13 protein-coding genes and 1 riboswitch are annotated in these 14,618 nt (G+C 61.3%); of the genes, 4 read left to right on the forward strand and 9 right to left on the reverse strand.

Going from position 1 to position 14,618, the window contains the following annotated elements; all coding sequences use genetic code 11:
• Window positions 1-4: 4 nt before the first annotated feature.
• The 4 genes from AC1DVE_RS26795 to ahcY form a co-directional block, all read right to left on the reverse strand.
• The gene (locus AC1DVE_RS26795; RefSeq protein ID WP_223460517.1) at window positions 5-1,873 is read right to left on the reverse strand and encodes an RNA helicase RhlE2; all 1,869 of its coding nucleotides are present in this window, start codon (window positions 1,871-1,873) and stop codon (window positions 5-7) included.
• Window positions 1,874-2,096: 223 nt separating this feature from the next.
• The gene (locus tag AC1DVE_RS26800) at window positions 2,097-2,912 is read right to left on the reverse strand and encodes a substrate-binding periplasmic protein (protein WP_223460515.1); all 816 of its coding nucleotides are present in this window, start codon (window positions 2,910-2,912) and stop codon (window positions 2,097-2,099) included.
• 193 nt (window positions 2,913-3,105) lie between these two features.
• Window positions 3,106-3,951 carry a methylenetetrahydrofolate reductase [NAD(P)H] gene (gene metF / locus AC1DVE_RS26805; RefSeq protein WP_223460514.1) on the reverse strand — a complete coding sequence of 282 codons (846 nt, stop codon included), beginning with the start codon at window positions 3,949-3,951 and terminating at the stop codon, window positions 3,106-3,108.
• Between the two features lie 189 nt (window positions 3,952-4,140).
• Window positions 4,141-5,550: an adenosylhomocysteinase gene (gene ahcY / locus AC1DVE_RS26810; protein ID WP_223460512.1), complete on the reverse strand. Its 1,410-nt coding sequence runs from the start codon at window positions 5,548-5,550 to the stop codon at window positions 4,141-4,143.
• Window positions 5,551-5,573: 23 nt separating this feature from the next.
• A riboswitch (S-adenosyl-L-homocysteine riboswitch) is annotated at window positions 5,574-5,676 on the reverse strand.
• A 198-nt stretch (window positions 5,677-5,874) separates the two neighbouring features.
• On the opposite strand from ahcY, the gene AC1DVE_RS26815 reads away from it, so the two are divergent.
• Window positions 5,875-6,279: an acyl-CoA thioesterase gene (locus AC1DVE_RS26815; RefSeq protein WP_317848678.1), complete on the forward strand. Its 405-nt coding sequence runs from the start codon at window positions 5,875-5,877 to the stop codon at window positions 6,277-6,279.
• A gap of 43 nt (window positions 6,280-6,322) precedes the next feature.
• Here AC1DVE_RS26815 and AC1DVE_RS26820 read toward each other — a convergent pair whose 3' ends face one another.
• A complete protein-coding gene (locus AC1DVE_RS26820; RefSeq protein WP_477784341.1) occupies window positions 6,323-7,492 on the reverse strand; it encodes an MFS transporter in 1,170 nt (389 codons plus the stop codon).
• Window positions 7,493-7,712: 220 nt separating this feature from the next.
• On the opposite strand from AC1DVE_RS26820, the gene AC1DVE_RS26825 reads away from it, so the two are divergent.
• Together AC1DVE_RS26825 and AC1DVE_RS26830 are read left to right on the forward strand one after the other, a co-directional pair.
• On the forward strand, window positions 7,713-8,546 hold the full coding sequence (locus tag AC1DVE_RS26825; RefSeq protein ID WP_223533049.1) for an EamA family transporter: 834 nt from the start codon (window positions 7,713-7,715) through the stop codon (window positions 8,544-8,546).
• 31 nt (window positions 8,547-8,577) lie between these two features.
• Window positions 8,578-8,961 carry an MAPEG family protein gene (locus tag AC1DVE_RS26830; protein ID WP_223460506.1) on the forward strand — a complete coding sequence of 128 codons (384 nt, stop codon included), beginning with the start codon at window positions 8,578-8,580 and terminating at the stop codon, window positions 8,959-8,961.
• A 112-nt stretch (window positions 8,962-9,073) separates the two neighbouring features.
• Here the strand turns inward: AC1DVE_RS26830 and mltA are convergent, their stop codons facing one another.
• Window positions 9,074-10,258 carry a murein transglycosylase A gene (gene mltA / locus AC1DVE_RS26835; protein ID WP_223460504.1) on the reverse strand — a complete coding sequence of 395 codons (1,185 nt, stop codon included), beginning with the start codon at window positions 10,256-10,258 and terminating at the stop codon, window positions 9,074-9,076.
• Window positions 10,259-10,386: 128 nt separating this feature from the next.
• Between mltA and AC1DVE_RS26840 the strand changes: the two genes are divergently transcribed.
• The gene (locus AC1DVE_RS26840) at window positions 10,387-10,836 is read left to right on the forward strand and encodes a c-type cytochrome (protein WP_223460502.1); all 450 of its coding nucleotides are present in this window, start codon (window positions 10,387-10,389) and stop codon (window positions 10,834-10,836) included.
• Window positions 10,837-11,032: 196 nt separating this feature from the next.
• Here the strand turns inward: AC1DVE_RS26840 and AC1DVE_RS26845 are convergent, their stop codons facing one another.
• From AC1DVE_RS26845 to metK, 3 genes are all read right to left on the reverse strand, one after another.
• Window positions 11,033-11,428 carry a DUF1090 domain-containing protein gene (locus tag AC1DVE_RS26845; protein ID WP_223460500.1) on the reverse strand — a complete coding sequence of 132 codons (396 nt, stop codon included), beginning with the start codon at window positions 11,426-11,428 and terminating at the stop codon, window positions 11,033-11,035.
• A 96-nt stretch (window positions 11,429-11,524) separates the two neighbouring features.
• Window positions 11,525-13,204, reverse strand: a complete 1,680-nt coding sequence (ligB, locus tag AC1DVE_RS26850) for an NAD-dependent DNA ligase LigB (protein WP_223460498.1) — start codon at window positions 13,202-13,204, stop codon at window positions 11,525-11,527.
• Between the two features lie 208 nt (window positions 13,205-13,412).
• A complete protein-coding gene (metK, locus tag AC1DVE_RS26855) occupies window positions 13,413-14,603 on the reverse strand; it encodes a methionine adenosyltransferase (protein ID WP_008050251.1) in 1,191 nt (396 codons plus the stop codon).
• Window positions 14,604-14,618 lie beyond the last annotated feature (15 nt).

The following is a 14,618-nucleotide window of genomic DNA, read 5'->3' on the forward strand; positions in this document are numbered from 1 at the left end:
TAACTCAGCGATTGCGGGTCAGCAGCGCTGGTTTCTCACCACGAGGGCGGCTTGGCAGTTGATCCAGCTGCTCAGGTGTCGGGAAGCGGTCAGCCTTCGACTCCTTGTGCATGATCTTCGGCGCGGGGCCGCGCGGGTTCTGTACGGCAGGTTCCGAAAGCGGCTGGTCGTCACGGGCCGGGCGGCGATTGCGCGAATCTTCGCGGCGGGCCTGGCCGTCGCGCGGTGCGCCACTGCGAGGGCCGCTACGCTTGGCCGGTGGTGTGCCGGTGCTGGCGCCATCGCTGTTGCGCGGACCGTTCTGGCGACCTTGTGGCTTGCCGGAACGTGGAGCGCCCGAACCTGCCGCAGTGCCTTGTGCCGGAGCACCCGGACGGCGACCACGGCCTTGCGCGGGTTTCTGCTGCGGCACGTAGTCGACGCGGTTACCGAAGTTATCGATATCGTCGTCCAGGAACTCGTCCGGGGCACGATCAGAGGCAGCACGAGGAGGCTGCGACGGACGCTGTTCGCGAGCCGGAGTACCTTCACGTGGCTTTTGCTGACGGGCAGGGCGCTCGCCGCGTTCGCCGGCCGGTTTTTCCTTGCCCTTGTCCTTGCCTTTGTCCTTGCGACCGCCACCACCACCGCTGCCGTTCGGGCCGTCGCCGCGCGGGCCGCGTGGATTGCGCGGGTTACGCATATCCGGACGCTCGCGTACTTCAGGTTTCTCGGCTTCCACGGCACTCGCATCGAAGCCCATCAGGTCGCCGTCGGCGATTTTCTGCTTGGTCATGCGTTCGATGCTTTTCAGCAGTTTTTCTTCGTCCGGGGCGACCAGCGAAATCGCCTCGCCCGAACGACCGGCACGGCCGGTACGGCCGATGCGGTGCACGTAGTCTTCATCGACGTTCGGCAGTTCGAAGTTGACCACGTGAGGCAACTGGTCGATGTCCAGGCCGCGAGCGGCGATGTCGGTGGCGACCAGGATGCGCACTTCACCGGCCTTGAAGTCGGCCAAGGCTTTGGTGCGGGCGTTCTGGCTCTTGTTGCCGTGGATCGCGACGGCGGTGAGGCCGTGTTTGTCCAGGTACTCGGCCAGGCGGTTGGCGCCGTGCTTGGTGCGGGTGAACACCAGCACCTGTTCCCAGGCGCCAGCGGTGATCAGGTGCGCGAGCAACGAACGCTTGTGGCTGGCGGCCAGGCGGAATACGCGCTGTTCGATCCGCTCGACCGTGGTGTTCGGCGGCGTGACTTCGATGCGTTCCGGGTTGTGCAGCAGCTTGCCGGCGAGGTCGGTGATGTCCTTGGAGAAGGTCGCCGAGAACAACAGGTTCTGGCGTTTGGCCGGCAGACGGGCCAGGACCTTTTTCACGTCATGGACGAAGCCCATGTCGAGCATGCGGTCGGCTTCGTCCAGCACGAGGATTTCCACGTGGGACAGGTCGACGCTGCCTTGGCCGGCCAGGTCGAGCAGGCGGCCAGGGCAGGCCACCAGCACGTCTACGCCACGAGACATGGCCTGAACCTGCGGGTTCATGCCGACACCGCCGAAGATGCAGGCGCTGACGAACTTCAGGTCACGGGCATAGACCTTGAAGCTTTCATGCACTTGTGCGGCGAGTTCGCGAGTCGGGGTCAGGACCAGTACGCGCGGCTGGCGCGGGCCGTGGCGCTGGGATTTGTCCGGGTGACCGTTGGGGAACAACCGCTCCAGGATCGGAAGGGCGAAACCGCCGGTTTTACCAGTACCTGTCTGTGCCGCGACCATCAGGTCGCGACCTTGCAACACGGCGGGAATGGCCCGCTGTTGCACCGGAGTAGGCTCGGTATAGCCCGCTGCCTCGATGGCGCGGACTAAAGCCTCGGAGAGACCGAGGGAAGCAAAGGACATGAGTAATCCTGTTTTAAGTTAGGGCTTGGCCCAATGGGAGTCTTGCCTGGCGCGAATGGCGTTTAAGAGGACGCAATCCCGTCCGGTCCTGCTGGGTCTCGAAGGCTCGTCTGCAAGCGCTCGCGCGGGCTGAAAGCTGCGCAGTAGCGGGGTTGAGATGCCTTTAACGATTCCGGGCGTCCGGGCGTGAGCCTGGCGGGAAGGCCGGAGTATAACAGAGCAATCACTGTGCGCCGCTTTCCTGCTGCTCAACGGTTTTTTCCGTGGCGGCCGTGGTCTTTTCAGTCTTCACGTTGGCTGCCGGTTCCGCGCCGTAGCGGGCACTCAGTTCAGCGTAGGCGGGCTCGCGCTTGAAGCGTTTGAGTTCGGCGCCGAAACGCTGCACCAGCAGATCCATGCCCGCATTGCGCCGCACCGCGAGAAACTGGCTTTGCTGGCTGATGATCGTGGGGTTTTCGGTGATCTTGTCGCGGATGCCCAGCTCGTCGAGCAGATGCTGGCCGACCCGGCGGTCGGTGATCAGCAGGTCAATCCGCCCGCGTACCAGTTTGCCGAAGTTGGCTTCATGGGTGGGGGCCGGCTCGCGGGTGAACAGCGTCGAATCGCTGAAATCCTTGCTGTACAGGTAACCCGGCGAGGTGCCGATGGTCAGGCCTTGCAAGTCATCGAGGGTGCGAAACGGATGGGGCCGTTCATTGGCGTAGAACATCACGAACTGGACTTCAGACAGTGGTTCGCTGGGGTAGAGCAGGGTCGCATCGCGTTCGTCGCTGTGGAAGATGTCCAGCGCGCCATCGGCCTGGCCCGATTCAAGCATCGACAGGCAGCGTTTCCAGGGCAGGAACTGCCACTCCACTTCGATGCCCAGGCGCTTGAAGACAATGGCGGTGGTTTCGTAGTCCAGGCCCAGCGATTTGCCGTTGTCTTCGTACACATAAGGCGCCCACGGCTCCGTGACAATGCGCAGCTTCTCGCCTCGGGCGGTGAAGCTCAGGCAAGTGAAGACAAGCACGGCGATTAGCTGCGTGATCAAAGGCATGGGCTTGAGATTACGACGAGAAACCGGAAAGAGCCAGAAACTGACCGCAGATGCTCTAACTCCGTGGATAGCCGCACATTAATAGTGCGTTGAAAGCAAAAGATCGCAGCCTGCGAAAGCTCCTACAGGAGCTGCCGAAGAATGCGATCCTTTGATCTTGCTTGTAGCTTTCAACTTGCAGCTTGTAGCTGCCTCAACGTGGCAACTTCAGGTTTTTCCACACCGCGAGGCTCGCTTCAGCCTGGTTCAGTGTGTAGAAGTGCAGCCCTGGAGCGCCACCCTGCAGCAGTTGTTCGCACATCTCGGTGATGACCTGTTCGCCAAAGCGCTGAATGCTCTGGGTGTCGTCACCGTAGGCTTCCAGTTGCTTGCGGATCCAGCGCGGGATTTCCGCACCGCAGGCATCGGAGAAGCGCGCCAGCTTGCTGTAGTTGGTGATCGGCATGATGCCCGGTACGATCGGGATGTTCACGCCCAACGCCCGCACGCGTTCCACGAAGTAGAAGTAGCAGTCGGCGTTGAAGAAGTACTGGGTGATCGCACTGTCGGCGCCAGCGTTGGCCTTGCGCACGAAATTGGCGACATCGTCTTCGAAATTGCGAGCTTGCGGATGCATTTCCGGGTAAGCGGCGACTTCGATGTGGAAATGATCACCGGTTTCTTCACGAATGAATTCAACCAGGTCATTGGCGTGGCGCATTTCACCGCTGGCCATGCCCATGCCCGAAGGCAGGTCACCGCGCAGGGCGACGATACGCTTGATGCCGGCGGCCTTGTACTGGGCCAGCAGGCCGCGCAGGTCAGCTTTGCTATCGCCCACGCAGGACAGGTGCGGAGCGGCAGGGATTTTGACTTCGCTTTCGAGCTGCAACACGGTGTTCAGCGTGCGATCACGGGTCGAACCGCCGGCGCCGTAGGTGCAGGAGAAAAAATCGGGGTTGTAGGCGGCCAGCTGGCGAGCAGTGGCGAGCAGCTTTTCTTGCCCAGCATCGGTCTTCGTAGGGAAGAACTCGAAGCTGTAGCGACGATCTTGGGACATGGAGGGAACCTCCAGCTACAAGCTGCAAGCCACAAGCTGCAAGAGAAGCGGAGGTGCGCTCGTCTCTTGTGCCTGGAACTTGCTGCCTGACACTGTTTTGGCAAATTGGGGCAAAGCTGCGGGCTTCGTGCGGCAAGATCGGCTTTTGGCCTGTGCTTGCCGCTTGAAGCTCAAAGCTTGCAGCTGCTCTTAGTAGCGATAAGCGTGCGGCTTGAACGGACCTTCGACGGTCACGCCGATGTAGTCGGCCTGGGTCTTGGTCAGTTGAGTCACTACGCCGCCGAAGCCGCGGACCATTTCCAGGGCCACTTCTTCGTCGAGTTTCTTCGGCAGTACTTCAACAGTCAGGCGCTCGGCCTTCTGGGCTGGCGACAGGTCGGCGTACTTCTGGCCGAACAGGAAGATCTGAGCCAGAACCTGGTTGGCGAACGAACCGTCCATGATGCGGCTCGGGTGGCCGGTTGCGTTACCCAGGTTAACCAGACGGCCTTCGGCCAGCAGGATCAGGTAGTCGTCGTTGTGCGGATCGAAATCGCCAGCGCCGGTACGGTGGATCTTGTGAACCTGCGGCTTCACTTCTTCCCATGCCCAGTTCTTGCGCATGAAAGCGGTGTCGATTTCGTTGTCGAAGTGACCGATGTTGCAGACAACAGCACGCTTCTTCAGGGCTTTGAGCATGTTCGAGTCGCAAACATTGACGTTGCCGGTGGTGGTCACGATCAGGTCGATCTTGCCCAGCAGCGCCTTGTCGATGCTTGCTTCAGTACCGTTGTTGATACCGTCGATGAACGGCGAAACCAGTTCGAAACCGTCCATGCAGGCTTGCATGGCGCAGATCGGGTCGACTTCGGAAACCTTGACGATCATGCCTTCCTGGCGCAGGGACTGAGCGGAGCCCTTGCCCACGTCGCCGTAGCCGATGACCAGCGCTTGCTTGCCGGACAGCAGGTGGTCGGTGCCGCGCTTGATCGCATCGTTCAGGCTGTGACGGCAGCCGTACTTATTGTCGTTCTTGCTCTTGGTCACCGAGTCGTTGACGTTGATGGCCGGGATTTTCAGCTCGCCCTTGGCCAGCATATCCAGCAGGCGGTGAACGCCGGTGGTGGTTTCTTCGGTCACGCCGTGGACGCGGTCCAGAACGGCTGGGTACTTCTTGTGCAGCAGCTCGGTCAGGTCGCCGCCGTCGTCGAGGATCATGTTGGCGTCCCATGGCTGGCCATCTTTGAGGATGGTCTGCTCCAGGCACCACTCGTACTCTTGTTCGGTTTCACCTTTCCAGGCGAAAACCGGGATGCCGGCAGCGGCGATGGACGCGGCGGCCTGATCCTGAGTCGAGAAAATGTTGCAGGACGACCAGCGCACTTCGGCACCCAGGGCAACCAGGGTTTCGATCAGCACGGCAGTCTGAATGGTCATGTGGATGCAGCCGAGGATCTTCGCGCCCTTGAGCGGTTGCTCTTCGGAGTACTTGCGACGCAGACCCATCAGGGCTGGCATTTCGGATTCGGCGATGATGGTCTCGCGACGGCCCCAGGCAGCCAGGGACATGTCGGCGACTTTGTAATCGTTAAAATCTGCAGGCGTGATAACAGCGCTCATGAAGAGCCTCCATTCGTAATGTATGCGAATGGGCGCCGTTGTGCGTTTAGTGTCCAGCCAGTGAAGGCCAGGCAACGCCCCATCCGAGCCTGACAGGTCGAACCTGCTGCAGCGCCCCTCGGACAGGTGGCGGGAAAACGGTATCAAGTAGAGGTTACCGTTTTGAAACGGTGGCGATTATAGCGGGCTATGCTGATCTTCCAAAGCGTTTCTGTCGGTCAATGTCCGAACGGTAATCGCGACCATAGTCGAAGCCTAATAGAGCTCTAGCCCGGGCTCTGCCATGATGCCGGGCATCAGTCGGCAGGATGGTCAGGAGTGAATATGAATTTCCACACCCGCAAATGGGTAAAACCCGAAGACCTCAACCCCAACGGCACGTTGTTCGGCGGTAGCCTGCTGCGCTGGATCGACGAAGAGGCGGCGATCTACGCCATCGTCCAGTTGGGTAATCAGCGCGTAGTGACCAAGTACATTTCCGAAATCAACTTCGTCAGCGCCTCGCGCCAGGGCGACATCATCGAACTGGGCATCACGGCGACCGAGTTCGGCCGCACTTCGATCACCCTGACGTGTGAAGTGCGCAACAAGATCACCCGCAAGAGCATCCTCACTGTTGAAAAAATGGTGTTCGTAAACCTCGGTGAAGACGGCTTGCCGGCGCCTCACGGCCGGACCGAGATCAAGTACGTCAAAGACCAGTTCAAGGATGATGACGCCACTCAGTGAGATCGGTGGCGCCACCTTCGCGAGCATACAATCAAGTTGATGCTCAGCCCGCCACATCAAGCGCAGCCGCACCGCGCCGCTGGCGATAGATGAAGAACAGTGCAGTCAACACGGTCAACCCACTGACCAGTGCACCCGTCCACGGCAAATCCGCCAGGTCCGCGCCACTGGCCACCACCAGGCCGCCGATCCATGCCCCGGCGGCGTTGCCGAGATTGAAGGCGCTCTGGTTCAAGGTTGAACCCAGGTTCGGCGCCTCGTGGGCCTGATCGATGATCAGCAGTTGCAGGATCGGGCACAGTGCAAAGGCGAAAGTCCCCCACAGCACAAGCGTGATCGCAGCCGGGATCATCGAGTGACTGGTTTGCGTGAATGCCGCCAGCACCACCAGCACCGCCAGCGCCATGCCCACCAGCGAAGGCAGCAAGCGGCTGTCCGCCAGACGACCACCGAGCATGCTGCCGGCGGTCAAGCCAACGCCGAACAACAGCAGCATGAGGGTGACGCCGTGGGGGCTGACGCCGGTGATGTCCTGCAGGATCGGCGCAATGTAAGTGAACACACTGAACAGGCTGGTCGAGGCCAGCACACTCATGCCCAGGGCCAGCAGTACATTGGCCTTGCCCAGTACCTTGAACTCGCTGGCCAGGTTGGCTTTATCCATCGCAATGTTTTTCGGCAGCCAGACCCATTGGGCAATCGCCACCAGTACCCCGATCACCGACACCGCCCAGAAGGTCGAGCGCCAACCTGCGTATTGCCCGAGTGCAGTGCCCAGCGGTACACCGAGCACATTGGCCAGGGTCAGGCCGGTGAACATCATGGCAATCGCCTGAGCCCGTTTGTTGGGTGCCACCAGCCCGGCAGCCACCACCGAACCGATGCCGAAAAATGCGCCATGGCACAGTGCCGTGATCACGCGCGCGGCCATCAACGTGGCGTAGTTCGGCGCCAGCGCGCAGAGCATATTGCCGAGGATGAACATCAGCGTCATGCCCAACAGCGTGGCCTTGCGCGGCATGTTGGCGGTGCCGACCGCGAGGATCGGTGCACCGAACACCACGCCCAGGGCGTAGCCGGTGATCAGCAATCCGGCATCGGGAATGCTCACGCCGAGGTCGCGGGCGACATCGGGCAAAAGACCCATGATGACGAATTCAGTGGTGCCGATGCCGAAGGCGGCAACAGCGAGGGCAAGCAAAGCGAGTGGCATGCGCAAGGTCTCTGTCGGTAGTCTTGACGCTGTGATCAGGCATACGCAGGCCGACGACCGTTCTCGACGAGAGCGGGCCGGGCAGAATTTTTATAGGAGTTAGTCTGTGCGCAACTGAGTGCGGCGTGGTCGCTTGCAGTATAAACAGCCACTGACATATGGCGAATCAATTCTCTGCGCGGATTTTGCCGGATCGTGGAGACAACAAAAGGAGTAGGCCGTGCTTGCGACGGCGTTGGTGTTGGTGGCGGCGCTGTTGCATGCGGCGTGGAATACCCTGATCAAGTTCAGTGCGGAGCGGCTGTTGGTGGTGGCCTGCATGGACAGCGTGGCGCTGCTCTTTGTCGTGCTGATGTTGCCGTTCCTGAGCGTGCCGCCACTGGAGATCTGGCCGTGGATCCTGGCATCGGCGGCGTTCGAATTGCTCTATCGCTATTTGCTGATCCAGGCCTATCGGGTCGGCGACCTCGGGCTGGTCTATCCGTTGATGCGCGGCCTGTCACCGTTGGTGGTGCTGGCGCTAACGCTGATCTTTGCCGGGGAGGTGCTGACCCATCAGCAGATCTTCGGAATCCTGCTGATCCCGTTCGGCATGCTGTGCCTGCTCTGGCAGGGCGGCGGCGGAGCGCGCCTTCCATGGTCGATGCTACCGGTGGTGGCACTGATCGGCCTGTGCATCGGTTGCTACACCTACATCGACGGGCAGGCATTGCGGCGCTGGTCCCATCCACTGGATTACCTGATCTGGGTCACCTTGCTCAGTGCCTGGCCGTTTCCGTTGTTGGCGTTGGTGCGCAAACGACCCGCGTTCATGTTGTTCTGGCGCGAGCAGTGGCGGCTGGGTCTGGCCGTCGGGTTCTGCGTGTTGTTCAGCTACGCTTTGGTGCTGTGGGCAATGCAGCTGGGTTCGATTGCCGAGGCAGCGGCGCTGCGCGAGATCAGTGTGATTCTGGTGGTGCTGTTCGGTATGCGTTACCTCAAAGAACCTTTTGGCGGGCCGCGCCTCTTGGCCTGTGGGCTGGTGCTGATCGGTATATTGGTCATGAAATTTTGACTGTTCTGAAACGTGAAAAAGGGACTGCTTTATGACGGTTGCTCTGTGGTGCATTTTGATCGCGATTTTCCTGCCGTATGTGTGTACGTGGGTCGCCAAGATCAGTGGCGGGTTCAGGTTGAGAGACAACCATGACCCCCGGGATTTTCTCGATTCGCTGGAAGGCTTGGGCAGGCGCGCGAATGCGGCGCAACTGAACAGCTTTGAAGTGACCCCGGCGTTCGCTGCGGCAGTGATCGTAGCGCACCTGGCAGGCAATGCCGAACTGGTGACGATCAATGTGCTGTCGGTGTTGTTCATCACCAGCCGCCTGCTCTACATCATTTGCTACCTGGCGGACTGGGCGACGCTGCGGTCGCTGGTGTGGTTCGTGGGGATGGCGTTGATCGTGAGTTTTTTTGTGGTGTCGGTCTAAAAATCTTCAGGGTTTTTGCGGGCCTCATCGCGAGCAGGCTCGCACACAGGAGTGTGCGTTCCAATGTGGGAGCGAGCCTGCTCGCGATAGCTATCTGGCAGCCACCGCTGGTTTAGGGTTTTGTCTTCTCTGCATCCGCCACCTGCGGTACTTGTGGCAGCGCCGCACCTTTGGGCCAGAGCATCCAGATCTGCCCCTGCTGTTTCATGTCCCCGGCCAGTTGCCCGGCCGCATCGCCGGTGCCCCAGAACAGATCCGCCCGAACCTCGCCGGCAATGGCGCCGCCGGTGTCCTGTGCTGCCACGGGGCGAACCAGGGCTGTGCCGTCCGGTTTGGTGGTGGACAGCCATAACAGGCTGCCCAGCGGAATCACCTTGCGATCCACCGCCGCGCTGTAACCGGCGGTCAACGGTACGTTCAGCGAACCGCGCGGACCTTCGTTGCTGTCCGGGTTGCGGGTGAAGAACACATAGCTGGGGTTGCTGCCGAGCAGTTCGGGAATCCGCGACGGATTGGCCTTGGCCCAGGTGCTGATGGCGCCCATGGTCACGTCTTCTTTTTTCAGCTCGCCCTGTTCCACCAGCCAGCGGCCGATCGGTCGATACGGATGGCCGTTCTGATCGGCGTAGGCAATACGCAACTGGCGACCATTGTCGAGCTGGATACGACCCGAACCCTGGATTTGCAGGAACTGCAGGTTCATCGGATCGGTCAGCCAGGCCACGACCGGCGCCTTGACCCCTTTGGTTTCGATGGCTGCCGCATCGTCGTACGGCTTGAGCACGCGACCTTCGAGTCGACCGCGCAGGCGTTTGCCCTTGAGTTCCGGGTAAATGCTGTCGAGGGCGACGATGATCATGTCCTCGGGCACGCCATAGACCGGGACACTGGCAGCGCTGGTCTGGGTCAGGCTCCCGGGATAGACCGGTTCGTAGTAGCCGGTGATCAAGCCGTTGGGGCTGTCGTTGGCGGCGCGCAGACCATAGACATCGAGGTTCTGTTTGAGAAAACCGCGAATGTCGCTGGCGGTTTGCGGCACGTTGGTAGCCGCGGCGCAGGTGCCACCCCAGACCGGGTCGGCCTTGAGTCGGGTGCAGGCGCTGCGCCACGAACCGAAACCGGCGACCAGGTCACTGTCGGACACCGCCGGCAGCGCTTCCCATGTGGCACTGGAGTAGGTGGCCAGGGCGTGGGTTTTCGGTTGTTGGTTGTCGCCACCGGTGCAGCCTGCGAGCAGGGCCACCATCGGCAGGGTCCAGGCCAGGCTGTGACGCCATGCCTTGAAACGGCTGTTCATGGAGTGATTCCTTTGCCGGTTGCCTGAGCGCTCCATGCGTTCAAACAACCCTTGTTGATAATAGGGCTATTGGTCTTTGCCGATGACGCGAGGATACTGGCCGCCGTTTCCCGTGACCTGAAGCCACCATGACTCTTAAAAGACTTTCTGTTGTATTGCTGGCCTGCCTGACGTTGTCCGCTTGTGGCGGCATCGACCCCAACTCGCCGCTCGGCCAGCGCAAGGCCATTTTCAAGCAGATGCTCAATACTGGCGAAGACCTGGGCGGCATGTTGCGTGGACGCATTGCGTTCGATGGCCCGAAGTTCGCCGAAGGCGCGGTGAAACTCGATGCGCTGTCCCGTGAGCCGTGGCAACACTTTCCGCAGGTCCGCGAAGAAGATCACACCAGCGCCAAGAGCGATGTCTGGGAGCAGCAGGCGCGCTTCCAGTCCATGGCCCGTGACCTTGAAAGCGCCACCGGTGAATTGGTGATCGCCAGCCAGGTTCAACCCTACAAGGCCAGCAACCTGGGGCCGGCGGTGCAGAAAGTCGAAGATGCTTGCAGTGCGTGTCATAAGGCGTTTCGGGATCATTGATTCGGCGCTACGCATAACCTGTGGCGAGGGGGCTTGTCGGACCGCCGAACCGCCCCGTTCGACGACGTAGCCGTCGTTTGTTTGAGCAGTCAGGAATATCTGACTGAGTTCGATTCAGCGATTTTGGGACTGCTTCGCAGTCCAACGGGGCGGTGCGGCGGTCCGACAAGCCCCCTCGCCACAAAAAACTGCTGCGTTACTTATCCAGCTCATCGAGTGCGTTCTGCAATTCCTTGCGGGCATCGGCGAGTTTGTCTTTGCGCTTGTTGATTTTGTCAGGGTCGCCTTTGCTCATGGCCTTGTCGAGATCCGCCTGACGCTTGCTGACTTCGTGCCTGGCGTCGAGCACCTTGTTTTCCCGTTCCTTCTTCAGCGAGGCGTCGGTGCAGTTCGCTTCTACTTCGCTCAGGGCCTTTTCCAGGCCTGCCTGCTGGTCGGCGTTGCCGTGGACCTTGGCCAATTCGATCTGGTTGACGATACCTTGCTTCTTGGCGGCGCAACCGGTCAGCCCCGGCGCTTCCTCGTCCGCCATCAACGGGGTGGCCAGCACGCTGCAAAGGGTCAACAGGGCGAGCGGTGAAAGAAATTTCATAAAAGCTCCATGGAAGAAAGCAAGCGGGCCGGTGTGGCAATGGCTTGTTGGAGCCCAGCGGTCCCCTGGGGTTCCCGGTGGGCGCAGGGCCGACAGCTAAAAGCCGTCAATCCCCGCATCACGTAACGTTTCACTCAAGGCCAGGACCTGCGGATCGCGGAAAAAAGCGTTCAGTTGCGCCGCGCGCCCTGGCCCGATATCGGCCTCGGCCCGCCATTGTTCGAGGTCTCGCTGCGCCAGTGCCTGCCATGCATCGCCGAGATGCGCCTGACCTGTCGGCGGCAATCCCAGGGCTTTCAGCCAGTGCGCGAACGGGCGTTGCCGGGCTTGATTGAAACTGTCGGCAAGGCGAGCCGCACTGCGCTCGCCGAAACCGTCAATGGTAGCAAGCTCTTGGGCATCGAGGGTCAACCAATCCAGCAGACCGTTCAGGCGACCTGTTGCAAGAAGTTTTTCCCAGGTGCCCGGACCCACATTGGGCAGCGCCAGGCCCTGTTTGCTGCTGAGCCAGGTCAGGCGCGCGAGAAACTGGCTCTCGCAGCCCGGAGTCGGTTGCCAGCAACTCAATGAATGAAAGTCCTCTGCCACCGGCACGTTCAATTCGGCGCGTACGCTGCTGCGCAATACAACGCTATCGAGCCTGGGAATGGTCAGCCCGGCCAGGCTGATGGCGACCTGATCACCCGGGCGTATGTCCAGCGCCTGCCAGCGTTGCAACGAACTGACGCTGACGTGTTTGATCTGCCGGTCATCGAGCTTCACCGGGGTCAGTTCAAGAACCGGGGTGATCCGCCCGGTCCGGCCGATCCTGAAGTGAACCTGGCGGACTTCGGCCAGTGCCTGTGCGAAGGGGTATTTCCAGGCGATGGCCCAGTAGGGTGACTTGGCCTGCCAGCGTTCGGCGGCCGGGCGCTGGTTCTGGCGCAGGACCACGCCATCGCTGGCAAAGGGCAGGGGGGAGCGATACCAGTATTCGCGCCAGCGTTCGGCATCGACGACGGAGGCGATGGGCTGGCTGTATGCCGTGGTACTCGGGAAGCCCAGCGCAGTCAGCGCCGCGGCACGTGCGGACACGCTCGCCGGCCCTTGGGGCCAGTCCCAGACAAACAGGCCGATGCCGGCGGCCTGTTCGGCGCTCAACACCTTGCGCGCCATCAGGCCTGCCACCGAGGCACGAGCATTGAGGCTACCGGCCCGGGCCTGCACGTGATCGGTCAGGCGCCAATACAGTTCGCCTTGCACGATCAAGTCCCGGGCCTGCGATAGCCGTTGCGGGATGGCCGGAATCTGCCGCGCAGGAACCGTCCAGTCCTGACCGCTCTCGCCGTCGCCGCGGCTGATTGCCTGGGCCAACAGACCGTTGCGGTAAACCAGGGTCACCGCCACACCATCGATTTTAGGCTGGACCCAGACGTCCACCCGGTCACGCAGCCATTTTTCCACGGCGGGCCGATCGTGCAGTTTGTCCAGGCCGGTGTGGGAGATGGGGTGGGGCAGCGTGCCGCGCGCAGTGCGCAAGGGGTCTGCGGGCGGGCTCAGGTTGAAGCAGTGGCGCCATTGGATGAGTTGCGCGCGGGACTGGTCGTAGAGTTCATCGGCAACCAATGAGCGTCCCTGACGGTGATAGCTGTCGTCCCAGTAGTCGATTTGCTGTTGCAGTTTGCCGACTTCGTTCAGGGCGCGTTCGGATGGCCAGTCCGGGCACTCGGCGGCACTGGCGGTCAGGCAGGTAAAGGTCAGTAGAGCGGCAAAAAACAGGCGCAGGTCGGGAAGCATCTTGAGCATCCTTGCTCGGTGAGGTGCTTGAAGGCTAGGTCAGTATTGGGTGGCGCGGAGAGGGGGTATTTTGCCGGGTATTTCTGGTGGTTGTGCTGGCCTCTTCGCGGGCAAGCCCGCGAAGGCCGCGACGCGGTGTAAAGCGAATCCCAATAAAAAGCCCCGCAGGGCGCGAACCGTGCGGGGCTTCGGGTGTTGCGGGGGAATCTTACAGGCCGGCAGCAGAACGCAGAGCGTCGGCGCGGTCGGTTTTTTCCCAGGTGAACGTGGTGAAGGTGTCGTCACCAACGGTCTTGGTCGCCGGGGTGCGACCGAAGTGGCCGTACGCAGCGGTTTCCTGATACATCGGGTGCAGCAGGTCGAGCATGGTGGTGATCGCGTATGGACGCAGATCGAACACTTCGCGGACCAGTTTGACGATCTTGTCGTCACTGATCTTGCCGGTGCCGAAGGTGTTCAGCGAGATCGAAGTCGGCTGGGCAACGCCGATGGCGTAGGACACCTGAATCTCGCAGCGCTCGGCCAGGCCGGCGGCAACGATGTTCTTGGCCACGTAACGACCGGCGTAGGCCGCCGAACGGTCAACCTTCGATGGATCCTTGCCGGAGAACGCGCCGCCGCCGTGACGGGCCATGCCGCCGTAGCTGTCGACGATGATCTTGCGACCGGTCAGGCCGCAGTCACCCACCGGGCCGCCAATGATGAACTGGCCGGTCGGGTTGATGTGGAACTGGGTGTCCTTGCTCAGCAGTTCGGCAGGCAGCACGTGCTTGACGATCAGCTCCATCACGCCTTCGCGCAGGTCGTTGTACGACACTTCCGGGTTGTGCTGGGTCGACAGAACGACAGCATCGATACCGACAACCTTGCCGTTTTCGTAACGGCAGGTCACTTGCGACTTGGCGTCCGGACGCAGCCAAGGCAGCAGGCCGGATTTACGGGCTTCGGCCTGGCGCTGTACCAGCTGGTGCGAGAAGGTGATCGGTGCTGGCATCAGCACGTCGGTTTCATTGCTGGCGTAGCCGAACATCAGGCCCTGGTCGCCGGCGCCCTGATCTTCAGGCTTGGCACGGTCGACACCTTGGTTGATGTCCGGGGACTGCTTGCCGATGATGTTCATCACGCCGCAGGTCGCGCCGTCGAAGCCAACGTCGGAGCTGGTGTAGCCGATGTTGGTGATCACGTCACGAACGATCTGCTCCAGGTCAACCCAGGCGGAAGTGGTGACTTCGCCGGCGATGATCGCCACGCCCGTTTTCACCAGAGTCTCGCACGCCACACGGGCGAACTTGTCTTCAGCAATGATGGCGTCCAGCACCGCATCAGAAATCTGGTCGGCGATTTTGTCCGGATGCCCTTCAGACACGGACTCGGAGGTGAAAAGGGAGTATTCGCTCATCTCGATGTTTTCCTG

This window comes from Pseudomonas sp. P4_B4 (genome assembly GCF_056402255.1).